At 60.9% G+C, this 23273-nt stretch carries 19 protein-coding genes and 1 riboswitch; of the genes, 6 read left to right on the top strand and 13 right to left on the bottom strand.

Translation table 11 applies throughout. The features are described 5' to 3' along the window. Positions 1–154: 154 nt before the first annotated feature. Positions 155–2044 (bottom strand): phosphomethylpyrimidine synthase ThiC, encoded by a 1890-nt coding sequence (gene thiC / locus AC3A5O_RS25940; protein ID WP_305482468.1) that lies wholly within the window; start codon positions 2042–2044, stop codon positions 155–157. A gap of 161 nt (positions 2045–2205) precedes the next feature. Beyond that, positions 2206–2311, bottom strand: a riboswitch (TPP riboswitch). Between the two features lie 158 nt (positions 2312–2469). On the opposite strand from thiC, the gene AC3A5O_RS25935 reads away from it, so the two are divergent. Beyond that, complete coding sequence (locus AC3A5O_RS25935; RefSeq protein WP_487753910.1) at positions 2470–3909, top strand: TolC family outer membrane protein; 1440 nt, start codon at positions 2470–2472, stop codon at positions 3907–3909. Positions 3910–4041: 132 nt separating this feature from the next. On the opposite strand, the gene waaA is transcribed toward AC3A5O_RS25935, so the two are convergent. Together waaA and AC3A5O_RS25925 are read right to left on the bottom strand one after the other, a co-directional pair. Next, a complete protein-coding gene (gene waaA, locus AC3A5O_RS25930; RefSeq protein ID WP_354338231.1) occupies positions 4042–5316 on the bottom strand; it encodes a lipid IV(A) 3-deoxy-D-manno-octulosonic acid transferase in 1275 nt (424 codons plus the stop codon). Between the two features lie 22 nt (positions 5317–5338). Beyond that, positions 5339–6229: a LysR family transcriptional regulator gene (locus AC3A5O_RS25925; RefSeq protein ID WP_060739451.1), complete on the bottom strand. Its 891-nt coding sequence runs from the start codon at positions 6227–6229 to the stop codon at positions 5339–5341. Positions 6230–6332: 103 nt separating this feature from the next. On the opposite strand from AC3A5O_RS25925, the gene AC3A5O_RS25920 reads away from it, so the two are divergent. The 4 genes from AC3A5O_RS25920 to AC3A5O_RS25905 all read left to right on the top strand — a co-directional run bounded on the left by AC3A5O_RS25920 (position 6333) and on the right by AC3A5O_RS25905 (position 9856). Beyond that, positions 6333–6665 (top strand): DMT family transporter, encoded by a 333-nt coding sequence (locus tag AC3A5O_RS25920; protein ID WP_003197153.1) that lies wholly within the window; start codon positions 6333–6335, stop codon positions 6663–6665. A gap of 206 nt (positions 6666–6871) precedes the next feature. After that, positions 6872–8047 carry an NAD(P)/FAD-dependent oxidoreductase gene (locus AC3A5O_RS25915; protein ID WP_487753909.1) on the top strand — a complete coding sequence of 392 codons (1176 nt, stop codon included), beginning with the start codon at positions 6872–6874 and terminating at the stop codon, positions 8045–8047. Further along, a complete protein-coding gene (locus AC3A5O_RS25910) occupies positions 8044–8856 on the top strand; it encodes an aldo/keto reductase (protein ID WP_305469445.1) in 813 nt (270 codons plus the stop codon). Before AC3A5O_RS25915 ends, AC3A5O_RS25910 begins: the two co-directional genes overlap by 4 nt. 34 nt (positions 8857–8890) lie before the next feature. Continuing rightward, positions 8891–9856 (top strand): metal ABC transporter ATPase, encoded by a 966-nt coding sequence (locus tag AC3A5O_RS25905; RefSeq protein WP_122564977.1) that lies wholly within the window; start codon positions 8891–8893, stop codon positions 9854–9856. 2 nt (positions 9857–9858) lie between these two features. On the opposite strand, the gene AC3A5O_RS25900 is transcribed toward AC3A5O_RS25905, so the two are convergent. From AC3A5O_RS25900 to msbA, 6 genes are all read right to left on the bottom strand, one after another. Further along, on the bottom strand, positions 9859–10665 hold the full coding sequence (locus AC3A5O_RS25900) for a hypothetical protein (RefSeq protein WP_122564978.1): 807 nt from the start codon (positions 10663–10665) through the stop codon (positions 9859–9861). Positions 10666–10737: 72 nt separating this feature from the next. Further along, positions 10738–11442 (bottom strand): hypothetical protein, encoded by a 705-nt coding sequence (locus AC3A5O_RS25895; protein WP_122564979.1) that lies wholly within the window; start codon positions 11440–11442, stop codon positions 10738–10740. A gap of 5 nt (positions 11443–11447) precedes the next feature. Further along, entirely contained in the window at positions 11448–12422 is a 975-nt protein-coding gene (locus AC3A5O_RS25890) for a glycosyltransferase (protein WP_487753908.1), read from the bottom strand. A gap of 107 nt (positions 12423–12529) precedes the next feature. Beyond that, complete coding sequence (gene hldE / locus AC3A5O_RS25885; protein WP_122564981.1) at positions 12530–13951, bottom strand: bifunctional D-glycero-beta-D-manno-heptose-7-phosphate kinase/D-glycero-beta-D-manno-heptose 1-phosphate adenylyltransferase HldE; 1422 nt, start codon at positions 13949–13951, stop codon at positions 12530–12532. A gap of 105 nt (positions 13952–14056) precedes the next feature. After that, the gene (cysC, locus tag AC3A5O_RS25880) at positions 14057–14659 is read right to left on the bottom strand and encodes an adenylyl-sulfate kinase (protein WP_305469442.1); all 603 of its coding nucleotides are present in this window, start codon (positions 14657–14659) and stop codon (positions 14057–14059) included. A 319-nt stretch (positions 14660–14978) separates the two neighbouring features. Continuing rightward, entirely contained in the window at positions 14979–16781 is a 1803-nt protein-coding gene (msbA, locus tag AC3A5O_RS25875) for a lipid A export permease/ATP-binding protein MsbA (protein ID WP_305469440.1), read from the bottom strand. A gap of 153 nt (positions 16782–16934) precedes the next feature. On the opposite strand from msbA, the gene AC3A5O_RS25870 reads away from it, so the two are divergent. Further along, on the top strand, positions 16935–18791 hold the full coding sequence (locus AC3A5O_RS25870) for a bifunctional O-antigen ligase/aminoglycoside phosphotransferase family protein (protein WP_305469439.1): 1857 nt from the start codon (positions 16935–16937) through the stop codon (positions 18789–18791). Positions 18792–18880: 89 nt separating this feature from the next. On the opposite strand, the gene AC3A5O_RS25865 is transcribed toward AC3A5O_RS25870, so the two are convergent. From AC3A5O_RS25865 to AC3A5O_RS25850, 4 genes are read right to left on the bottom strand one after another with little or no spacing between them, the layout of a single operon-like run. Next, entirely contained in the window at positions 18881–19765 is an 885-nt protein-coding gene (locus AC3A5O_RS25865; protein WP_487753907.1) for a glycosyltransferase, read from the bottom strand. After that, positions 19762–20916: a glycosyltransferase family 4 protein gene (locus tag AC3A5O_RS25860; RefSeq protein WP_305469436.1), complete on the bottom strand. Its 1155-nt coding sequence runs from the start codon at positions 20914–20916 to the stop codon at positions 19762–19764. The genes AC3A5O_RS25865 and AC3A5O_RS25860 overlap by 4 nt, the downstream gene beginning before the upstream one ends. Next, a complete protein-coding gene (locus tag AC3A5O_RS25855) occupies positions 20913–21797 on the bottom strand; it encodes a DUF6625 family protein (protein ID WP_487753906.1) in 885 nt (294 codons plus the stop codon). Before AC3A5O_RS25855 ends, AC3A5O_RS25860 begins: the two co-directional genes overlap by 4 nt. Positions 21798–21856: 59 nt before the next feature. After that, positions 21857–23272, bottom strand: coding sequence for a PIG-L deacetylase family protein (locus AC3A5O_RS25850; RefSeq protein WP_487753905.1), 1416 nt, complete (start codon positions 23270–23272; stop codon positions 21857–21859). Position 23273 lies beyond the last annotated feature (1 nt).

Below are 23273 nucleotides of genomic sequence, written 5' to 3'. Positions count from 1 at the left end.
GGATATTTGTTGTCTTTTTGGCCGCTATCGCGAGCAAGCTCGCTCCCACAGAGGATCAACGGTGCACACAGACTTTGCGTCCACAGTAGATCCCCTGTGGGAGCGAGCTTGCTCGCGATGACGGCGGTGAAAACACCGCCGCCTTCAGCTCACATCACACTTTCTTGTAAAGCTGACTACCTTCCTTCTTGAACCGCTCAGCCTGCTCCGCCAAGCCCTGGGCAACCTCGACATCCACCGCTTCAATGCGCTGGTTGGCGGCGTACTCGCGCACTTCCTGGGTGATTTTCATCGAGCAGAATTTCGGCCCGCACATCGAGCAGAAATGCGCGACCTTGGCCGAGTCCTTCGGCAAGGTTTCGTCGTGGTACGAGCGGGCGGTGTCCGGGTCCAGGCCGAGGTTGAACTGGTCTTCCCAACGGAACTCGAAACGCGCCTTGCTCAAGGCGTTGTCGCGGATCTGCGCGCCCGGGTGGCCCTTGGCAAGGTCGGCGGCATGGGCGGCGATCTTGTAAGTGATGATCCCGGTCTTCACGTCATCCTTGTTCGGCAGCCCCAAGTGTTCTTTCGGAGTCACGTAGCAGAGCATGGCGCAACCGAACCAGCCGATCATCGCCGCACCGATGCCGGAGGTGATGTGGTCGTAGCCCGGCGCGATGTCGGTGGTCAGCGGGCCGAGGGTGTAGAACGGCGCCTCGTCGCAGCACTCGAGCTGCTTGTCCATGTTCTCTTTGATCAACTGCATCGGCACGTGGCCCGGGCCTTCGATCATGCATTGCACATCATGCTTCCAGGCGATCTTGGTCAGCTCGCCGAGGGTTTCCAGCTCGCCGAACTGCGCTTCGTCGTTGGCGTCGGCAATCGAGCCCGGACGCAGGCCATCGCCCAGCGAGAAGCTGACGTCGTAGGCCTTCATGATTTCGCAGATGTCTTCGAAGTGGGTGTAGAGGAAGTTCTCTTTGTGGTGCGCCAGGCACCACTTGGCCATGATCGAACCGCCACGGCTGACGATACCGGTGACGCGCTTGGCGGTCATCGGCACATAGCGCAGCAACACGCCGGCGTGGATGGTGAAGTAGTCGACACCCTGCTCGGCCTGTTCGATCAGCGTGTCGCGGAACAGCTCCCAGGTCAGGTCTTCGGCCACGCCGCCGACTTTTTCCAGGGCCTGATAGATCGGCACGGTGCCGATCGGCACCGGCGAGTTGCGAATGATCCACTCGCGGGTTTCATGGATGTGCTTGCCGGTGGACAGGTCCATGACCGTGTCCGAGCCCCAACGGATGCCCCAGGTCAGCTTCGCCACTTCTTCTTCGATGGACGAACCCAGCGCGCTGTTGCCGATGTTGCCGTTGATCTTCACCAGAAAGTTACGGCCGATGATCATCGGTTCCAGTTCGGTGTGGTTGATGTTGGCGGGGATGATCGCGCGGCCACGGGCGATTTCGTCACGCACGAATTCCGGAGTGATGACTTTCGGCACGCTGGCGCCGAAGCTGTGGCCGGCGTGTTGCTGGTCCAGCAGGCCGGCGGCGCGGGCCACTTCCAGTTTCATGTTTTCGCGGATGGCGACGTATTCCATCTCGGCAGTGATGATGCCTTTGCGCGCGTAGTGCATCTGGCTGACGTTGGCGCCCGGTTTGGCGCGACGCGGGTTGTTCACGTGGGCAAAGCGCAGCTTGGTCAGCTCGGGGTCGGCCAGGCGCTCCTGGCCGAAGTTGGAGCTCAGGCCCGCCAGGCGCTCGGTATCGCCACGGGCTTCGATCCACGGCGAACGCACGTCGGCCAAGCCTTTGCGCACGTCGATGATCACATTCGGGTCGGTGTACGGACCCGAGGTGTCGTACACCACCACTGGCGCGTTGATTTCGCCGCCGAAGTCGGTGGGGGTCACGTCGAGGCTGATTTCGCGCATGGGCACGCGGATATCCGGGCGGCTGCCCTGGACATAGATTTTTTGCGAGCGGGTAAAGGGCTGAACCGATTGCTCATCGACCTTGGCCGAATCACTGAGGTTGATCGCATTTTTTGATTTTGTCGTCATCACGGGCTCTCCAGACACACATCCAGGCAATGGATTTTTGTCGGAGCGAACCTGTAACGAATGGACGCGTCCCTGCACGAAAGTGCGGACGCTGTGCTTGCTGCTCGAGCGCGTTCAATGGTCGAACGACATCCCGGACGAAGCACAAGAGGACTCGCCGGGTGACGAGAAATCTTGTTCCCTACGCAGGCGCTAACCTGATCAGGTTCAACGGGATCCGAAATTATTCGATCTCAGCCTCATAGCAAGGCACCCCGACAAGAACCCGGCCAGTCTAGACACAACTACCAGAGAACGCCATCGCCAGGGCAAAAGGCGTGATGAATGGCGCATATACAGGATTGTTGCCATGCCGTCGCGCAACTACACTCGCTACGCCGCGCGCCTCTTATGCGCATTCTCATTAGTGAATTAGGGATAGCCTCATGCTGCGCAAACTCTCACTGGCCCTGGCCGTGTCTTGTGCGTCCAACGCCATGGCCTGGGCCGCCGAAGCGCCCTTGACCACCAAAACCGATCTGGTGAGCGTGTATCAGGAAGCGGTGGACAACAACGCCGATCTGGCCGCTGCCCGCGCCCAATATGGCGCCCAGAGGGAAGTGGTGCCCCAGGCCCGCGCCGGGTTGCTGCCCAACCTCTCGGCCGGTGCAGACTTGAACAACACCCGTACCGAACTCGACCAGCCGGCGATGACCGCCACCCGCAGTTCCACGGTCTACCAGGCCACGCTGTCCCAACCGATTTTCCGCGCCGACCGCTGGTTCCAGCTCCAGGCGGCAAAGTCCGTTGACGAACAAGCGTCGCTGCAACTGTCGGCCACTGAACAGAACATGATCCTGCAAAGCGCCGAGAGCTATTTCAACGTGCTGCGCAGTCAGGACAACCTGGCCTCGACCAAGGCTGAGGAAGCGGCGTTCAAGCGCCAGCTCGACCAGTCCAACGAACGCTTCGACGTCGGCCTGTCGGACAAGACCGACGTGTTGCAATCCCAGGCCAGCTACGACACCGCACGCGCCAACCGGATCCTCGCCCAGCGCCAGGTCGAGGACGCGTTCGAAGCGCTGATCACCCTGACCAACCGCCAGTACAACTCGCTCCAGGGCATCGTCCACACCCTGCCGATCCTGCCGCCGACGCCGAACGATGCCAAGGCCTGGGTCGACACGGCGGCCAAGCAGAACCTGAACCTGCTGGCCAGCAACTACGCCGTCGATGCCGCCGAGGACACCCTGCGCCAACGCAAGGCTGGCCATGCGCCGACCCTCGACGCGATAGCCCAGTACAGAAAAGGCGACAACGACGGCCTCGGCTTCACCAACCCGAGCCCCACCGGCCAGCGTTATGGCGGCGATGCCGAGCAACGCACTATCGGCCTGCAACTGAGCATCCCGATCTACAGCGGTGGGCTGACCAGTTCCCAGGTGCGCGAGTCCTACTCGCAGCTCACCCAGACCGAACAGCAACGCGAAGGCCTGCGTCGGCAGGTGGTGGAAAACACCCGTAACCTGCACCGTGCGGTCAACACGGACGTGGAGCAGGTCCAGGCCCGGCGCCAGTCGATCATCTCCAACCAGAGCGCGGTGGAAGCCACGGAAATCGGCTATCAGGTGGGCACCCGCAACATCGTCGATGTGCTCGACGCCCAGCGCCAGCTGTACACCTCGGTGCGCAACTACAACAACGCCCGCTACGACTACATCCTCGACAACCTGCGCCTCAAGCAGGCGGCCGGGACGTTGAGCCCGGCGGACCTGCAGGACCTGTCGCGCTACCTCAAGCCCGACTACAACCCCGACCGCGACTTCCTGCCGCCGGACCTGGCCCAGGCGGCAGCGGAGCAGTTGCGCTCGCGGCCGGCGCAGTAACCCCTCGGAGGGAAGCCCTGCCAGCAACATCCTGTGGGAGCAAGGCTTGCCCGCGATGAATACAACTCAGTCTCCCTGGAGCCGGGGCGTTTGCATCGCGAGCAAGCTTTGCTCCCACAGATATTCAGTCGCTCAATCAATCAACCGCCCCAACCCCTCCAGCAACCGCTGCAACGCGCCCTGATTGCGGCGCATCACCGCAAGCCCCGCCTCGGCCATGCGCTGGGCATCCCGAGGCAGTTCGAACAGGCGCTGGATCGCCAGGGCCAGGCTTTGGGCATCGTCCACTTCCGCCAGCGCCCCGGCAGCGCGCAGTTGCGCGGCGATTTCGAGGAAGTTGAACAGGTGCGGCCCACTGAGCACCGGTTTCGCCAGGGCCGCCGGTTCGAGCAGGTTGTGCCCACCGTTGGGCACCAGGCTGCCACCGACAAACGCGCTGTCGGCCAACGCGTAGAGAAACAGCAGTTCACCCATGGTGTCGCCGAGCAACACCGAAGCCTGGGCGGTAACCGGTTGGCCGCTGGAGCGCCGCACCGTGACCAGACCTTCGTTGACACACAACTGGTGCACGGAGTCGAAGCGCTCGGGATGACGCGGCACCAGGATCAGCAACGCTTCGGGATAACTGTCGAGCAGCCGACGGTGGGCGGCCAGCACCACTTCGTCTTCACCTTCATGGGTACTGGCGGCGATCCATACCGGACGCTCGGAGGCCTGCCACTGGCGACGCAAGGCGCTGGCGTCCTCGAGCAGTTGCGGGTCGATGGTCAGGTCGAACTTGATGGAGCCGGTGACCTCGACGGTTTCCGCCCGGGCGCCCAACTGGCGGAAACGCTCGGCTTCGGCTTCGGTCTGCACGGCGAACAGGCTCATCTCGGCGAGCATGGGCCGGGTCAGTTTGGGAAAACGTGCATAACCCCGCGCCGAACGCTCCGACAGCCGAGCGTTGGCCAAGGCCACGGGAATGCCGCGCCTGGCGCACTGGTGAATGTGGTTGGGCCACAGCTCGGTTTCCATGATCACCGCCAGGGACGGGCGCACCCGATCGAGAAAACGCTTGGCGGCGCAAGGCAAGTCGTAAGGCAGATAGCAATGCTGGATGCGCGGCTCGCTGGCGAACAACGCCCGGATCCGCTCCGAACCGGTGGGCGTCATGCAGGTGACGGTGATCGGCAGCTGTGGATAACGTTGCAGCAAGGCGCGGATCATCGGCGCGGCGGCAATGCTCTCGCCCACCGACACCGCGTGCACCCAGATGCCCCCCGGCACCATGACCGGCAGCCCCCGAGAGAACCGCTCGCCAATGCGCCGGGCATACGCTGGCGCCTTGCGGGCCCGCAGCCACAGTCGAATCGCTACCAGTGGCAGCCCCAGATAAAACAACGCGCTATAGAGAGTTCTGTTCATGGCGGCGGAGTTTATCGGGTTTTCAGCCGATCGCCTGCAACTGCACGGCAAAACGTTCCGCCAGCCAACGGGCCGCCGGTCCCAGGGGTTCGTCGCGGCGCCAGACCAGTTCCACCACCAGGGCCGGCGGCGTCCATTCGCTGCTGAGTTCGACCATGTCACCCAGGTACGCCGGGTATTGCACCACGTGCCGTGGCAGCCAGGCCCAGCCCAGGCCACTCCTCAGCCATTCGGCCAGCACATAGAAACTGTCGGCCCGCCAGACCTGCGGGCTGGCCTGCTCGCTGCCGGGATAGACGCTGGACTGGGTCGCCATCAACAACTGGCGGTGCCGGGCCATTTCCCGGCAGGTCACATAACCATGGTTCGCCAGGGGATGGTCCCGGCCGCACACCGTGACCATTTCGACGCTGCCCAGTACCCGGCGTTCCAGCGCCTCGGGGATCTGGTCGTGATAGAACAGCAAGCCGAGGTCGGCGCGTCGCTCCACCAGTTTGCGCGCCACATCACCCTGGGCGGCGCTGGCCAGTTGCACTTCGAGGGTGGGAAATTGCTCGGCCAGGGCCGCCAGGCTGTCGATGACCGGTTGATAGGGCATGGCTTCGTCCTGGGCCAGGCGCAGCGACGCTTCCTGGCCGCGCATCAAGGCCAGGGCTCGACCATTGAGGCGCTCGCACTGGCGCAGCACTTCCCTGGCCTCTTCGAGCAGGGCTTCACCCGCGTCGGTGAGCCTCGGCTGACGGCCGCTGCTGCGCTCGAACAGGCTCACCCCCAAGTCGTCTTCCAGCAAGGCGATCGCACTGCTGATGGCCGATTGCGCCTTGCGCTGGTCCCGGGCCACGGCGGAAAACGAACGTTTCTCGGCGACCCCGACAAACAGCCGCAATTGTTCCAGGTTCCACTGTACGTTCATGGCTCAACCTATCTCTACTGCAGATAGGTAATGACTTTACCGCATCTGGGCGATCTCTAGAATGGCCCCATCGAAAGACGCAACCGTCAAAGAGGAACTGCCCATGAACGCCTACTACTACCTGGCCATCGCCATCTGCGCCGAAGTGATCGCCACCGTTTCGATGAAAGCGATCAAGGGCCTGAGCACACCCCTGCCCTTGCTGCTGGTCATCGTCGGCTACGGCACCGCGTTCTGGATGCTGACGCTGGTGGTGCGCACCGTACCGGTGGGCGTGGCCTATGCGGTCTGGGCCGGACTGGGGATCGTCATGGTCAGCGTCGCGGCGCTGTTCATCTACGGGCAGAAACTGGACGTGCCGGCGATGCTGGGGATGGCGCTGATTGTGTTGGGGGTGGTGGTGATCCAGCTGTTTTCCAAGACGGCCGGGCACTGAAGACACGGCTTAATAGGGCTGAAAATACATGTGTGGCAAGGAGGAATCGGTGGGAGCAAGGCTTGCCCGCGATGAAAACGACGCGGTCTCTCTGGAACCGAGGCGCCTGTATCGCGAGCAAGCTTTGCTCCCACAGGTTGAGCGGCGAAAACTCCACTCATCGAGTCTGTATACTGCGCCCTCGTCTTGAACACTGAGGTCGCTGCATGCCATCCGTTATTTCCACCGACATCCTGATTGTCGGCGCCGGAGTCGCCGGCCTCTGGCTGAACGCGCGCCTGCGCCGCCAGGGGTTTTCAACCGTGCTGGTGGAAAGCGCCAGCCTCGGCGGCGGGCAGAGTGTCAAATCCCAGGGCATCATCCATGGCGGCGCCAAGTACGCCTTGCATGGCGCCCTGACCGGGGCCTCGGAAGCCATCGCCGACATGCCGCGCCGCTGGCGCGAAGCCCTGAAGGGTGAAGGTGAGCTGGACCTGTCCGGCGTGCGCATGCTGTCCGATGCCCATTACCTCTGGTCCCCCGGCACTTTGGCCGGCAACCTCACCAGTTTCTTCGCCAGCAAGGCCGTGCGCGGGCGGGTCGACCAGGTCAAGGGCGAGCAACTGCCGCCGGCCCTGCAAGACAAGCGCTTCAAGGGCAAGGTCTATCGCCTGGCCGAACTGGTGGTGGACGTGCCCAGCCTGATCGCACGCCTGGCGGAACTGGCTGGCGACAGCCTGCTGGCCGGGCAGCGCATCGAGCCACTGCGCGAAGCCGGTGAGCTGGTCGGACTGAAGGTCGACGACCGCGAGATCCGTGCCCAGCGCATTATCCTCAGCGCGGGCGCTGGCACCGCCGACCTGCTCAACGCCCTGGGCCTGGACAAACCGGCCATGCAGACCCGGCCGTTGCACATGGTCCTGGCCAAGGGCCCGAGCCTCAAGCCGCTTTACGCCCATTGCCTGGGCGGCGGACCGAAGCCACGCGTCACCGTGACCACCCATCCCGCCGCCGATGGCCAATGGGTCTGGTACCTGGGGGGCGACCTCGCCGAAGGCGATGCCATCGCCCGCGAGCCCGCCGAGCAGATCGCCGTCGCCCAGAAAGAACTTGGCCAACTGCTGCCGTGGATCGACCTCAGCACTGCGCAATGGGCCACGCTGCGGGTTGACCGCGCCGAACCGTTGCAGTCGGGCCTGACCCGCCCGGACAACGCCTTCCTCGCCGAGCAGGATCGCCTGCTGGTGGGCTGGCCGACCAAGCTGGCCTTGGCGCCGGACTTCGCCGATCGGGTGGTCAACGCGCTGCAACGCGACGGCATCCAGCCCAGTCATCCGGCCCCGCTGCCGGATCTGCCGAAGCCTCCCATGGGCGTGCCTGCCTGGGAGCAACTGCTGCCATGAGCCAAGCGACCCTGCATGACCTCTATCGCCCCCTGGGCCATAACGGCCCGCGGGTTTCCCCCCTGGGCCTGGGCACCGTCAAGCTGGGCCGCGACCAGGGCGTCAAATACCCCAACGGTTTTCAGATTCCCGATGACGACGAAGCGCGCATGTTGCTCAAGCTGGCGCGCGACCTGGGTATCAATTTGATCGACACCGCGCCGGCCTATGGCCGCAGCGAAGAACGCCTCGGCCCGCTGCTGCGCGGTCAACGCCAGGACTGGGTGATTGTCAGCAAGGTCGGCGAAGAATTCAGCGACGGCCAGTCACGCCACGACTTCAGCGCCGCCCATACCCGATTCTCGGTGGAACGCAGCCTCAAGCGCCTGGAAACCGATTATATCGACCTGGTCCTGGTGCATTCAGACGGCAACGACCTGGCGATCCTCAACGACAGCGAGGTCTACCCGACCCTGGCGGCGCTCAAGCGCGAGGGCAAGATCGGCGGCTTCGGTTTTTCCGGCAAGACCGTCGACGGCGGCTTGAAGGCCTTGGAGCAAGGCGATTGCGCGATGGTCACCTACAATCTGAACGAACGAAACGAAAAGGCGGTCATTGACTACGCCAGCGAGCACGGTAAAGCGATCCTGGTGAAAAAAGCCCTGGCCAGCGGCCACGCCTGCTTGAGCCCCGGGGTAGACCCGGTTCGTGCCAGTTTCGAACTGTTGTTTGAGCATCCCGGGGTCGCCAGTGCTATTGTCGGCACCATCAATCCGCTGCACCTCGCCCACAACGTCGCGACCGTAGCCAAGGTCCTGCGTAAACACTGACGCCGCCCTACGCGGCCTTAAGGAAGGAGCCGACATGCCGCGTACGCTCATCAGAAAGAACCCGAGTAACTTCAAGACCCTGCCCCTGCTCGTCGAAGCGACCCCTGAAGGCCTGACTTACCAGAGCGTCGGGATGCCGCTGAATTTCGCCCAGACCTTGCAGCGCCGCCGCCCTGTTGCGGTGGCCGATACCGAGCGTTTTTCCCTGGAGCTGGCCAACCTGGGCGTCTCGGTGCGCCTGACCCTGCATTGGCAGAACCGCGATTATTGGGTACTGGTGCGCCAGCGCCGGCAGGATCGCGGCGATGTGGTGCTCAAGCTGATTTCCGGCTACGTCCCGGCCCACGAACTGAACCTGCCGCTGCTCACCGCCATCAGCGAAATTGCCGAGGAATGCCTGCTGGAAACCCCTGAAGGCTGGCTCGGCGGACGCTTCAACGATACCTGGCTACCAGCCCCCTACGCCACCGCCCTGCATTACCGCGAAGCCTTGCCGTTTCGCCTGACCCCCCTGTCGGGCTCGGCCCGCCCGGTGCGCAGCGCCAACCTGCAACTGATCGAGCGGCCACGGGCCTACGTGCACCTGCCGACGGCATCACTGCAATTGATCTATGACTTGCGCCTGGATGTGCCCAAGGAAGCCAAGTCCCTGAGCCTGTTTCACGTCGATGAGCGCCTGGAGGGCGACCAGTTGGTAGCGCGCCTGGACCGCAAGCGACCGGACCTGTACCTGATGCCGCTTGAAGACGGCAAGCCGATCGGAGAGCTCTATACGCTTAAACGTGATCAGTTGATCGCAGCCAGTACCCGAGGCCTGCACCTGGCTGAAAGCTTCGCCAGCCAAGAGGGCTGGGTAGTTCGCGACGAACGCATCCGCTGGAAGGATTGGCTCGTGAAACAAGGCTTGGAAGTGCACAAGCCTCGTCGCCAGGGCCTGACCAACTTGCACAAAAAAGCCATGGGCCTGATGCGCATGGTTCGCGGGACACTACACAAATAGCGTCAGCTGGAACGTCGTTTATCCAGATAAGTTCGCCACCGTGCAAACAGATGGAAATAACGATTTTCACGCTTGCCCATGCCACGCTTGGGCGAGAACGACTCTTCGGCAAAGGTGCCATCGATTCGTACCCGCGACGCCGTGGTCGGCAAGGTGCAAACCTTCACCTTTGCTTGCTGCAACGCGTATTTGAGCAGCCGCTCGGAATGCAGCTTCCGCCCTGTCGCCTCGCAAAAATCGAAAATACGTTCGATACGCTTGCCATAGGCTGGGTAGGCATCCCGTCCGCAAATAGCGAAACGGTCGTTCAAGCCCCCCCACCATTGCCAGTCCGGAATGTAGGCATTCAATCTGCGTGCATCAGGGTGAGCGAACACATACGCCGGAAGCGCGGTGTGGTAAAAATTGTCAGGACGCACAAACACGACGAAATCCGGATCGAACGGTTCTATCATGGCTGTCACGGCATTCAGGGAATTGAGCTGGTAGATCAGGTTTCTGAGCGAGGCGTGCTCATCTCCCCAGGTATCGCCCAGGGACTTGACCCGCTCGAAGTCCCAACGCTCCAGGACGCCCTCGGTGGAGTCGAGGCGACCGGTCATGGTGGTGAACGGTGCATAATTGTCCGCTTTCAGTTCACCTTGCTCCCCCGAGCGCGGGTTGCGGATTTCATCGATTTTGTACAGATGATAAAAACACTGCACCTCGCTCCCGGCAGGAATGTGTGCCAGGACGTTTTCTCGAATAGAGGGAAAACAGATCTCCGAGTTTCTCGGGATACCAAAAAAAGCCAGCGCAACTTTCAACACGCATCCTGCCCTTGTCGTAAAAAAGAATTGCCCGGCGGCATCGCATCAGGCGGCTCAACGTGCCAATGCGACTCAAGGGCGACGAAACCACCTTTGCCACCAACGGCAGCGTTGCAACGGCACAACAGTTACATCGGCCCCGAGCAACCACTGACGTTCATACTCCCAAGCGTGCCCGCTCCAGAACTTTCCCGCCTCGTTGGAAAAACCCAAGGTCACTATTTGGTAGTGATAACCTGCATGGCCGCGCAACCAATCGAACAGTACCAGCGCATTGAAGCCCGTCGAAGGACCGACATAGCGCTTGCCACCCTCCCGGTTGACCGGGTAGTTCCACAAAGGGGGTAATGGCATGCGCTCCCAATACAAGGTCACGCCCGGCAGTGGCGACATATTCCCGGTGCACCCCACCAACATTGTGAAGCAGCGTGCGTCGGGCAAGCCGAACAATCGCTGCACCTCGGCGTTGTAGGGCAGGCCGAAGAAATAGGCGTCGGGGGCATTGAAACCATGGACGAACACATTGACGCTGTGGGGACTGAGCAGTGCCGACTTCACGCAGGTGTTGAAAGTCACGACCACGTCGTCACTGCCGATGTCGAGTGCCTGGAAGTCGCTTGCAGTGATGGCTGGATTATTGGCCACCAGCACCACCCGCGAGGCCCTTTCCAAGCAGTCCTTCAACGCCTGGGGCAAGGCCCCCATCAGCGATTGATGCCCCCCAGGCAATTTGTCGAGCGCCATTTCGTCACTGATTTGAGGAACACGATCGGCCATGTCGCTTACCCCGGCACCTTCATGCCATAGCGCAGCTTGACCCATCCGCGAGTGAGCGCCGACGGGGCTTGCCAGGGACGCATTTCACGCTGGATTTCCTCGGCCAGAGCCCGCCCGACACGCGCAAACGAATAGCGGCTCTCGGCGAAGGCTTGGCCATTGCGGGCGATCCGCGCAGCCAGTTCCGGATCACGCTGCAAAAGCTCCAGCTTCTGCACGGCCTCGTCCTCGGAGCGATAGAAAACGGTGTTTTCCATGTCCTCAAAACCCAGCAATTGATCTTCCTCGCCCTGGCTCCAGGCCAATAACACGCAACCGCAGGCCATGGCCTCGAAGTTCTTGATCATGAACTCCCCCATGCCCAGGTCGGCGCTGACAAAAATCTTGATGCGATTGAGTGTTTCCAGATACTCGCGCCCTGACTGGGTGCGCGTCACAAGCATGCCGGTGCGTTGTACCAGGGATTCAAGCAGCGCTTTGCGTCGAGCATATTCAGTGCTCTTGAGACTGCCGAGAAAACCAATGGGGATATCGCGGACGCTGTCGGTGTTGCGCAGCATCCGCTCGTCATAACCTTTGGAAACGAACACCGCATCGATGTCTTCGGCTTGCATCCGGCGAGCCACGACAGCCCCTGACACCAAGGCGCGACAACTGGGCAAGCGGCGATACAAACGTGAGTAGACCCCCTTGTATTTACTTTCGCCCATGTAGTTCTGATAAGCGTCGTGCTCAAGGAAGATCAGCCCTGGAATGCACTTCAATACGCTCAGTTGTGGGGCCAGGCGTTTGACCCGTGAAAAAATTACCACTCGATCGAAATCTTCGTAATTGACCGAGGCCAGGAACCGGCCAAGCTTCTTTTGCTGCTGCTTACTCAAGCGATAGATGGTGCAGTCGTCGCAGTTCTCCCGCACGACTTCATACAGTCGATCAAGGATCACACGCTGTTCATCCATAACCAGGAGCATGACTTTCATAAGTTAATTAACCACGAACCGAAACAAGCAGGGCCGATGAGCGAGTTCAACCCGCGAAGGCAGGCATTTGCCATGTAAGACCTTCCCTGGACTATAAAATGATCCCTTCAACGGCTGCGAATCTTCTCGACAATCGCCGTTGTCGAACTGTTTTCCACCAGCCCCAATACCTTCACGGTGCCACCGTAGGCCGTGACGATGTCCGCGCCCACGACTTGGTCAATCCCATAGTCACCGCCCTTGACCAGTACATCCGGCTTGACCTGGCGCAGCAGGTTTTCCGGCGTGCCCTCGCTGAAACTGATCACCCAGTCCACCGCGCCCAGGCCAGCCAGGACCGCCATGCGTCGGTCGACGCTGTTGATCGGACGCCCAGGCCCTTTGAGACGGCTTACGGAGGCATCGTCATTGACCGCGACGATCAGGCGATCCCCTTGGGCCCTGGCCTGCTCGAGGTAGGTCACGTGGCCGGCGTGCAGGATGTCGAAGCAGCCGTTGGTGAAGACGATTCTTTCGTTGTGGGCGCGGGCGTCGTCCACGGCCAGCAGCAATTGCTCCAGGCCCAGCACGCCCCGCTCGGAGCCTTCCTCGCGCTGGATGGCGCGACGCAGTTCGGGGGCGCTGATGGCCGCCGTGCCGAGCTTGCCGACGACAATGCCTGCCGCCAGGTTCGCCAGGGCCACCGCATGGGGCAATTCCTCACCGGCAGCGATCGCCGCGGCCAGGGTAGAGATCACCGTGTCGCCGGCCCCCGTCACGTCAAACACTTCGCGGGCACGGGCCGGCAGGTGCAACGCCGGGTGATCGGGGCGCAGCAAGGTCATGCCGTGTTCGCCACGGGTCACCAGCAAGGCGCCGAGGTCGAGGTCTTGCATCAGCTGCGCGCCTTTGCTCACCAGTTCGTGCTCATCGACGCAACCGCCGACGATGGTTTCGAACTCGCTGAGGTTCGGCGTGATCAGGCTGGCGCCACGGTAGATGGAAAAATCCTTGCCCTTGGGGTCGGCCAGGACCGGAATGCCACGGGCACGGGCGGCCTGGATCAGCGCCTGGTGGTTTTTCAACGCGCCTTTGCCGTAGTCCGACAATACCAGGACCTTGACGCCTTCGAGCAGGTTGTCGACCTCGGCACCGAGCGCCAACGGGTCGGTGGCGAACGGTTCTTCGAAATCGATGCGCAGCAGTTGCTGGTGGCGGCTCATGACCCGCAGCTTGACGATAGTCGGCTGGTGCGCCACGCGCTGGAATATCGCGCGTACGCCCGCGCCCTTGAGGCTGTTGGTCAGGCTGTCGGCCGCCTCGTCGTCGCCGGTCACGCCCACCAGGGACGCCGGTGCGCCGAGGGCAGCAATGTTCAAGGCAACGTTGGCGGCACCACCGGGGCGATCCTCGATGTGCTCGACCTTGACCACCGGTACCGGCGCCTCAGGGGAAATCCGTGAGGTACCGCCATGCCAATAGCGGTCGAGCATGACATCGCCGACCACCAATACAGGGGCTTGATCGAATCGCGGCATGGACAACTTCATGGAGCATCCCACATACAAAATGAACAGGGCGGGGATATTAGCACAGGGTTGGCGCAAGGCTCGTCCATGGCTGCAACGGGACGCCAGAGGGATGATCAATCCGTTTTACAGTAACGCCAATATTCGCTCACAGGCCTGGGCCAGTTCCACCTGGCTGGTATCGATCACGCAGTCCGGCGCAAGCGGCGCCTCGTAGGGGCTGTCGAGCCCGGTGAAGTTCTTGATCCGCCCGGCACGGGCTTCGCGGTATAGCCCCTTGGGGTCACGCTGGGCACAGACGTCGAAGGGCGTACTCACATAGACTTCCACGAAAGTGCCCTCGGGGAACAGCTGCCGGGCGGCTTCCCGGTCGGCGCTAAACGGTGAGATTGCCGCAACGATGACGATCAGGCCGGCATCGACCATCAAGCGCGCCACCTCGGCAATGCGGCGGATGTTCTCCTTGCGAGCCTCGGCATCCATGCCCAGCCCCCGGCACAATCCCTGGCGCAGGTTGTCGCCATCGAGCAGGGAGGTGTGCAAGCCCTGCTGGTTGAGCTGCACTTCCAAGGCATTGGCCAGCGTCGATTTGCCCGCCCCCGACAGCCCGGTCAGCCAGATGCAGCGTGGGCGCTGGGCTTTGATGGCCGCCCGATCCGCCGGTGTGAGCGCCTGGGCAAAAGGACGAATCTGCACCTGCTGCATCGATACCTTTGATGTTTCATTCATAACCATTTTCTACGCCGCGTGTTCGCGCGCCCCCGACGTGTTGCTCCGCAGGAAAGCATAGGCCGAATATGTACGCTCCAGCGGATCGCGGATTGATTGTGGATTGGTCAAGGCCGGTAAGGTTTTCGATAAAAACCCGTGGGAGCTTGCTCGCGATGGCAGCGGCACGCTCGACATCACCGGCCCAGACACACCGCTATCGCGAGCAAGCTCGCTCCCACATGGGTGCTGGGCCGACATGACATGTTTGTACGACACTGGAGCTGAGGAGGCGAAGCCGGCCAAGAGAAACGGCCGGCCCCAAAGCCTGGGGCCGAACTCAGGCGATATCCTGGGCCGGAGCGTCCAGCCCCATGGCATTCAGGCGTGCGTAATAACCATTCTGCGCCAGGAGCTCCCCATGGGTCCCGCGCTCGACAATGCGCCCCTGATCCATCACCAGGATCAGGTCGGCTTTTTCGATGGTCGACAGACGGTGGGCGATCACCAGGGTCGTACGGCCTTTCATCACCTGGTCCAGCGCAGCCTGGATGTGCCGTTCGGACTCAGTGTCCAGTGCTGAGGTCGCCTCATCCAGAATCAACAGCGGGGCGTTTTTCAACAAGGCCCTGGCAATGGCCAGGCGTTGGCGCTGACCACCGGAGAGCAGCACGCCGTTTTCCCCGACCTGGGTATCCAGGCCTTGAGGCAACTGCCTGATGAAGTCCATGGCGTAGGCGTCTTGAGCCGCTTTCTCGATATCGACTCGCGGCGCACCGGCCAGGTCGCCATAAGCGATGTTGTTGGCCACCGTGTCGCTGAACAGCGTCACATGCTGGGTCACCTGGGCAATATGGCGGCGCAGGTTCAAGAGCTTGTATTGTTCGATTTCAACACCATCGAGCAGGATCTCGCCTTCGTCATGGTGGTAGAAACGCGGAATCAGATTGGCCAGGGTCGATTTGCCGCTGCCCGAACGCCCGACCAACGCAACCATCTGCCCAGGTTCGACCGAGAAACTGATGTCGTTCAGTACCTGCCGGTCGGTGTCCGGGTAGGTGAAGCTCAGATGGCGCACCTCCAACCGCCCGCTGACAGCATCGCGTTCCACGGTACCGGTATCGGTTTCCGGCGTGACATCCAACTGTTCAAAGATGCTTTCCGCCCCCGCCACGCCTTTCTGGATGGTGGAGCTGACTTCCGACAGCTGGCGAATCGGCTTGGGCAGCAGGCCGGCCAAGGTAATGTAGGCCACCATGTCGCCCGCCGAAGCATCACCCCGCAGATACAGGACAAGAAACATCAGCACGGCCATGGCGCTGTAGATCACCAGTTGCAGCACCGGCGTGTAGATCGCACCGGTACGGGTCATGCGCAACTGCTTGTCGGTGTTGCCCTGGCTGGCCTGGAGGAAGCGTTTCTGCTCGTAGACCTCGCCACCGAAACTGCGCACGACACGATAGCTCTGGATGGTCTCGGAGGCGACATGGGTCACATCTCCCATCGCGACCTGGATCTTCTTGCTCTGCTTGCGAAATTTCTTGCTCGCGGTGCGAACCATGAGGGCGATCAGTGGCAGGATCGCCACCATCACCAGGGTCAGGCGCCAGTTCATGAACAACAGTGAGGCGAACAGGAAGATCACTGTCATGCCCTCACGGATAACGACCTTGATCGCATCCGTTGCCGCCCCCGTCACCATGGTCACGTTGAAAGTGATACGAGAAATCAAATGACCCGAGTTATGTTTGTCGAAATAGCGGTTGGGCAGGGTCAGCAGGTTGTTGAACAATTGCACCCGCAAGTCATGTACCAGCCCCAGCGAAACCCTGGCCAGGAAATAATTGCCCAGATACGACCCCAATCCCTGCCAGGCGGCAATGGCGATGATCAGCAGCGGCACGGCCTGTAATAACTGCAGGTCGCGCAGGTAAGGGACCGTCGGAAACAGCACCGCATTGGGATTGGAAAGGCCATCGACGAAGTATTTGAGGATGTAGCCCAGCATCGGCTGGGTGGAAGCGAAAATCAGGAACCCGACGATACTCAGCCCGAACAAGCCGATATAGGGCTTCACGTAGCCAAGCAGGCGGAAATAGATTTTCAAGCTCGAAGGGCTTGCGGGAAGACTGGAGTCGGCCATATCACGCGAATATCGATAAAAAGGACGCTGACTTTAACACAGCTTCTTCGGTGTTCTGGCAAACCGCTAAGGCTGTTATTGTTACGCGTCTGCAAAACACCAAAAAGCCATCACCGTGAATGGCCAACCGATTTCAGGAATGAATTCCTAAGCATGTTATCCAAGCACCTCGCCACGTCCAATCGAGTTTTCGACTTCATTTGCCAGTGGATTCTTCCGCTAGGTTTGCTGCTGCTTCTGTGCGCCTTGTTCTTTCTGCCAGGGCGTAGCCAACACCATAAATTGTTCTATGGCTTGTTCAGCATTCCAGCGTTGATTGCCCTGTGCCTGAGGCCGAGCACGCTGAAGGAGCTGATCCGCGAGCCGATTTTCATCGCCCTCTTGCTGTTCGCGGGTTGGGCGCTGATCAGTGTGTCGTGGGCACCCGAGACCGAAGGTATCGCACGCCCGATCAAAACCGCATTGCACACCGTGTTCTTGTTCGTCGGCTGCTACCTGTTGGTGCGCCATCGCAGCGATCTGCTCCACCCCCTGCTGTTCTGCGCGGCGACGGTCGCCGTGATCGCCACACTCTACAATTTGTATGTGTTTGCCCAGGTATACGGACCGGGGATGCGCCTGATCGGCGGCGGCGCCTTCGACAATCCACTGCTTGCCTCACACCTGTACGGGTTCTTCTGCGTTTACTGGTTAAGCCTGAGCATGCTCTGGAAAAATCGCCATATCTTCTGGCTGACCGTCCCTGCGGCCCTGGTCATGTTCACCGCGGTCGTCGCTACAGGCTCAAGGACTCCCCTGGTCGCCTTGGTCGCAGCCGCCATCTGGGTAGGTGTCCTTTGCTGGAATCGCCGCTCGATTGTCCTGTTTGGGCTACTGGCAGTGGGTGGAAGTGTCGTAGGCGTACTGTTTAGCGGGATGCTTCTCGCCCGAGGGAACTCCTACCGGTTTGATATCTGGCAGATAGTATTGACGAGGATCGCCGAGCACCCATGGGTCGGTCACGGCTATGGCGCAGACCTTGTTGTTGATCCAGGCATTGGGCGAATGCTGGCAGAACCCCATAACTTCGCCCTTGGCGTCCTGTACTACGTCGGGATTGTCGGTTTTCTTCCCTGGATCTTTTTCCAGGCCTGGGGTTTGCTGAGCAGTTGGCGTTATCGGGTCCAACCCTTGTTGGTGATCGCCTCCACGTGGCTGATCTATGGCATGGCAGCGGGGCTGACTGAAGGTGGCGGCATTCTCTCCAGGCCGAAGGAGCATTGGTTCCTACTGTGGATCCCCCTGGCCTTGATCGCCGCCTTGAGCATCAATTACCGCGCCAGGCGCTTGCTGGTCACGCCCGTGCAACGGCTGACACCGCAAGCCCTGGACAGTCTTACCACGGGAGCCCAGGTCATCGAGTCCGACGGCCTGGGACCCAAAGTCCTGCGCCTGGAGGGGGGAGACTTTCTCAAGCTGTTTCGAGCGCGCCGCTGGTACACCTCGGGCGGCTTCAATCCTTATTCCGAACGTTTTGCGGTGCACAGCCAGCAACTGCGAAACCTGGGAATACCGAGCCCGACCATCCTTCACGTGTACCATTTGAAGGACGGCAGCAGCGCGGTGCACTACGTTCCCCTGCCAGGGGTGACCTTGCGCCAGGCGCTGCAAGCGACCTCTACACCCGTGGAGCGCCACGCCCTGGTCGAGCGTTTCGGTAAATTCATGGCCCAATTGCACGAGCGCGGCGTTTACTTTCGCTCGCTGCATCTGGGCAATGTGCTGGTGCTGGAAAACGGCGAATTCGGCCTGATCGATGTAGCCGACCTGCACCTCTATCCGTCCTCCCTCAGGATCGCGCTTCGCCAGCGCAATCTGCGCCACCTGCAGCGCTACAAGGAAGATCACGGCTGGCTTTTCGAACAGCACCTTGAGGCGCTGCTTGACGGTTACGCCATGGTTGCCTCAAAACCGGCAGCCGATAACCTGCAAAAGCGAATTCTGTCGGGAAGCAGCCCAGCCCAGGCGTGACGCCCCTTCGAACCCCGCCCTTTGGGTGCGGGCAGCGCTTCAACCCTGAATACAGCGGCCCGGATTTTTCCGGAGCCGCCGATCGGGGTTCAATGTTTTTCCAGCGGACAGAAAAACATTCGTCCCAAGCCTCGCCAGGTTTTCTTGTTCCAGGCCCTCAAGGGAATCTGTGCCAATAATTCGCGAGCGAAGGTGTGGTCGCGGTTGGAGGTTTTCAGGAACATGGAGTTGAGAAACTTGTAGCGCACCTGGTCATAAAGCGGATGATCGCTGAACAAGGCATAGGTACGCAGAATACTGTCGGTCATGAACCGATGATTTTTGTAGGAGTTGGTCGCGTGCTTGCGATAACGCGCCATCAACACACTCAGGCCATCGATAAAATAACCGGCCCGGGTCACTTTCAACTCGATCAACAGGTCTTCAAGGCGAATCTGCGGATCGAACCCCCCCACCTTCTCCAGCGCCTCGCGACGAATCATCAGGGTCGGTGCCGGCGGATAGGGTTTGCGCTCCATGAACATGTCTTCGAAATCCAGCCGCCGGAAGGGGACCTCTCGATTCTGACGACTCTCGGGAAAAAGATTCCCGTCGGCATCGATCAGTTCGATATTACCCGCACAGATACCGACCTCGGGCTTGCCATCCATGTAGGCCACCTGAACGGCAATCCGCTCGGGCAGCATAATGTCGTCGGAACCAAACGGCACGATCAGGCTGCCACTGCAGCGGGCGATCGCTTCGTTCAGCGTGTTGGTCAGCCCCTGGTTCTGCTGGACTCGAAAGTCGAAGCCGTGGGCCGCCTGCAAGCGCTGGATACGTTCGACGCTATCATCCGTGGAGCCATCGTCGATCACCAGCAGCTCTATGTTCGGATAGGTCTGCTCCAGGACGCTGAGGATGCATTCTTCAATGTATCGGCCATGGTTATAAGACGCGATGATCACGCTTACGACAGGTTGCGCGGCACTCATGGCTGCTCCTTCTGGGCTTCATTCAGGCCGGTCTCGATCAACTCAAGGTATTGCCGACGGAACACTTCGATGTCGTGCTGCTCGACAAGGTACCGATAGGCGCGCTCGCCACAAGCCTTGAGCTCGGCGTCCGAAAGCCCCAGGTAGGTGTCGAGTGCCGTTATCAGGCTCGGTACATCGGCGGGCGTTACCGCCAGACCTTCGGCACCTTGGATCAATGGCAACATCGCCGGTACGTCCGAAGCGATCACGGGCAGATGTCCACTCATGCCTTCCAGCAACGCCAGGCCCAAGCCTTCGGCCAGGGAGGGCATGGTCCAGATATCGAATGCCCTCACGTATTGCAGAGCGTTTTCCTTGAAACCCAGCAGATGCGCGCGCTCCCTAAGGCCCAACTGATCGATCTGCGCTGCCAGCTTGGACTCCTCTCGTCCGGCACCGATGATCGCCAGTTGGGCCGTGGGGTATTTGTCCTTGAGCGCGGCAAAAGCCTGCAGCAGGTAGGTGTGCCCCTTGACCGGCACCAATCGGCCCAACGCGCCAATCAGTCTCACCGAAGGGCTGATACCCAACAGTTCACGAGCACGCTCGCGCGGGTGCTGCAAGGCTTCTGCCTGCTCGATGTCGATGGCGTTGGTAATGGCATAAGTATTGGCATCGGTAAAGCCGCAATGACAATCCAGCAGATACTGTTTAACGGCCGGCGACACGCCAACGAAACGCCAATGGCGATCCACCAGGCGCTGCGTCTGGCGGCGACGATAAAACCGGTCATATTCTCCGAACCCATGGGAGATACCGATGCACAGCGGGATTTTCAACCATCGGTTGAGCTGCAGCATCATGTTGACGGGTTTGAAACGATTGCACACGACCACATCGAACTGTTCCCGGCGGCAGAATTGATACAACTGCCACATCGCACGAAGGCGCATTCCCTTGAGCGCCTTGTCGGAAAACTCGAAATAAACCGAGCGGCCGGCCCGACTGACCGCTTCACCAGGCCCTGGGCGACCTCGCAAAAAGGCCGCTGTCACCTCGTAGCGTTCATTCGGCAAGGCCTTGACGATCTGTTCCGCAAGATCGGCGAAATCGTGCTGCTTAACGTTGTAATCCGGCTGCAGCTGCAGCACCTTCAACCGCTGACTCATAATTCTCCTTGGTGGAAACCTGCCGCATCAATCGCCCACGCAGGCGATGTCGCCAGCCGTTGTATTGCGGCAGGATCGGGCTCGGGCAAGGCCGCCCACTCGTTGCGCTTCCAGCAGACGAAATGAAAATAGGGGAAACCACGGTCCCCATCCCGATCATTCGTCAGGCGACCATTGCGCCAATACCAGCGAAGGGGAAAGTTCTCCGAACCGTCGTGCCATTTTATGCAACCACCCGGCGTACTGAACGCCTCGGTGAACTCACTGCGTCGACGCCACGGATTGAATTTACCCACCAGGGTAAACAGCGGCTCGGGGAAATTCTTGCGCCACAGGAAAATACGACTGAACGCGCCTTCATCCAACGCGTGGTGCTGATCGTCGGTAAACCGTTCTTTCCAGCGCTTGATCAGCTTGAACACTTCACGCGCACGAGCCGTGTTGCGTATCAAGCACAAATGACCGGCGACACGTCGCTCATGGGTTGAAAATACGTCGCGACTGGCCAGGCGTTCAGCGGTGAAATACTGCCGAAGATCACCGTACACCACGTCAATATCGCCAAAGACCCAAAAATCGTAGCCGTCGAGACGATCGGCATGGATGTAGCCGAGGGCGGGCTTGATATCACACAGTTTGTAGGGCTGCTTTGGCCTGAAATCGATCTCTAACCGCCGTGAAACCAGCTGGCAATACGCCTCGAACGTGGTGCTTTCGACCGTCACGTTAGGAGGAAGATTGTCCGGAACACCGCAATCGCTGAACAACAGCCAATCAATATCGGCGTTACGCCGGCAACTTTCGAGAAACAACGGCATCCAGAACGGCCAGCGTCCGAAATACGGAATGATAAAAAGAATACGCGGGCATGGATTGATCACAGCAAACTCACATTCAATAAGGACGGGGACGTTAGGCCCCGTTATGCGTCATCTATGTGTTATCGGTGCTTCACCGGTGTCAGCAACCAAAGGAGCTCGTGACGCCTGACCGTTTTGCGGAAAAAATCGTTCTCGCCATAAACGGATCTCACTCTACGAGTCAGAACGTACTGGATCAATCGCCGCAACCGTCGCTTCAGCGGCGCCGGAGGTTGCAGGTCATGCATCATCCCCAGGGCCATGGCCTTGTCCCGCTGGACCGCCAATGGCAGTGGCAGGCTGAGGGGTTGCATCAGTCGATCCGGATCAAAGACCGGCGGCAGCGCCACGCCATCTCCCGCATTCCCCATGGGCCAGCGGTCATTGTCGTGCAGGTGATTGGCGTAGCCCAACAGCGTGGTCGGTTGCCACGCCAAGCCTTCGAGGGCTTGCAGGACGGCATGATGGGCGCAGAGATGATCGGGGTGCGGATCAAGGGTCGGGTGCGGCAACACAATGACCTCGGGACGCGCCTTGAGCAGCAGTTCACGCAGGTCTGCCAGCAGGTTGTTCCAGGTGGGCGCGCCGTCGGCATCGCCCGGCAGGGCGAACGGGTTCAACTGGCGGAACAACCGAGTATCGCTCAGGCCCGCCTCGCGAGAGCCCTGGGGCCGGCTCGGCGCGGCTTGCATGGCCGCCAGTTGCAGACAGAAGTAACCCAGCTGCACACAGTGCGCTTCAGGCACCCCAGCCCAACGCGGCACAGCAATGCTGTCCCAGGCTCGCAAACGGCCCTTGAGCCGAGCGGCTTCGACGCTGTCCAGGCCCATTTTCTGATAATGCCCGGCTTCGATTTCACCCGCGGTCAACGTCACGATCCAGGCCTCGTCAGCCTGGCTGTACAAGCCGTAGGCAGCCAATTCGGCGTCATCGGCGTGGGGCGCGATGACCATCACCCGTTGCTGCACCGGCGGCGGCGTGAACGACCACAACGTCGGCTCGCCCAGCAAACGGCAATGGCGCCCGCGCAGGCGCAGCTCACCCCGGGACAACGCCGGGCCCTGCTCGCTGAGGTTAAGATAGCGCAGGCCGTCGACCCCACGCTCGAACGTTTGCAGGTCCCTTTCACCGCCCGACAACTCGACGAGCGGGTCGATGAAGCGTCCCAGCCAGGTGCTCTTGATCCGTAGCGCGAGGATCAGCGTCGCGCCATCATCGAGAATCACGCCCTCGTCCAACCGGAGCCGCCCGGCATTCAAATGCACCTTGGGTTGCTGGGTGAACGGCGGGAAGCTGTATTGGTAATCTTCCCGAGGCGAATAGAACAGATGATCGGCGAACCACGCCTCATGGGCGATCCAGCCCAGCACCGCCAGGACCAGGGGCAACCACCAGGCCACCGTGACGCCCAGCACCACCAACACCACAAGGGCGAGTAACAACCCCACACGCTTGTTGCGACGGTGGCGCCTGAGTAACTGTTGCTTGCGACTCATG

Source organism: Pseudomonas sp. Soil_N_39, from assembly GCF_057655955.1.
The sequence above is the reverse complement of the archived record's forward strand: the minus strand, read 5'-3'. Positions and strand labels throughout refer to the sequence as shown.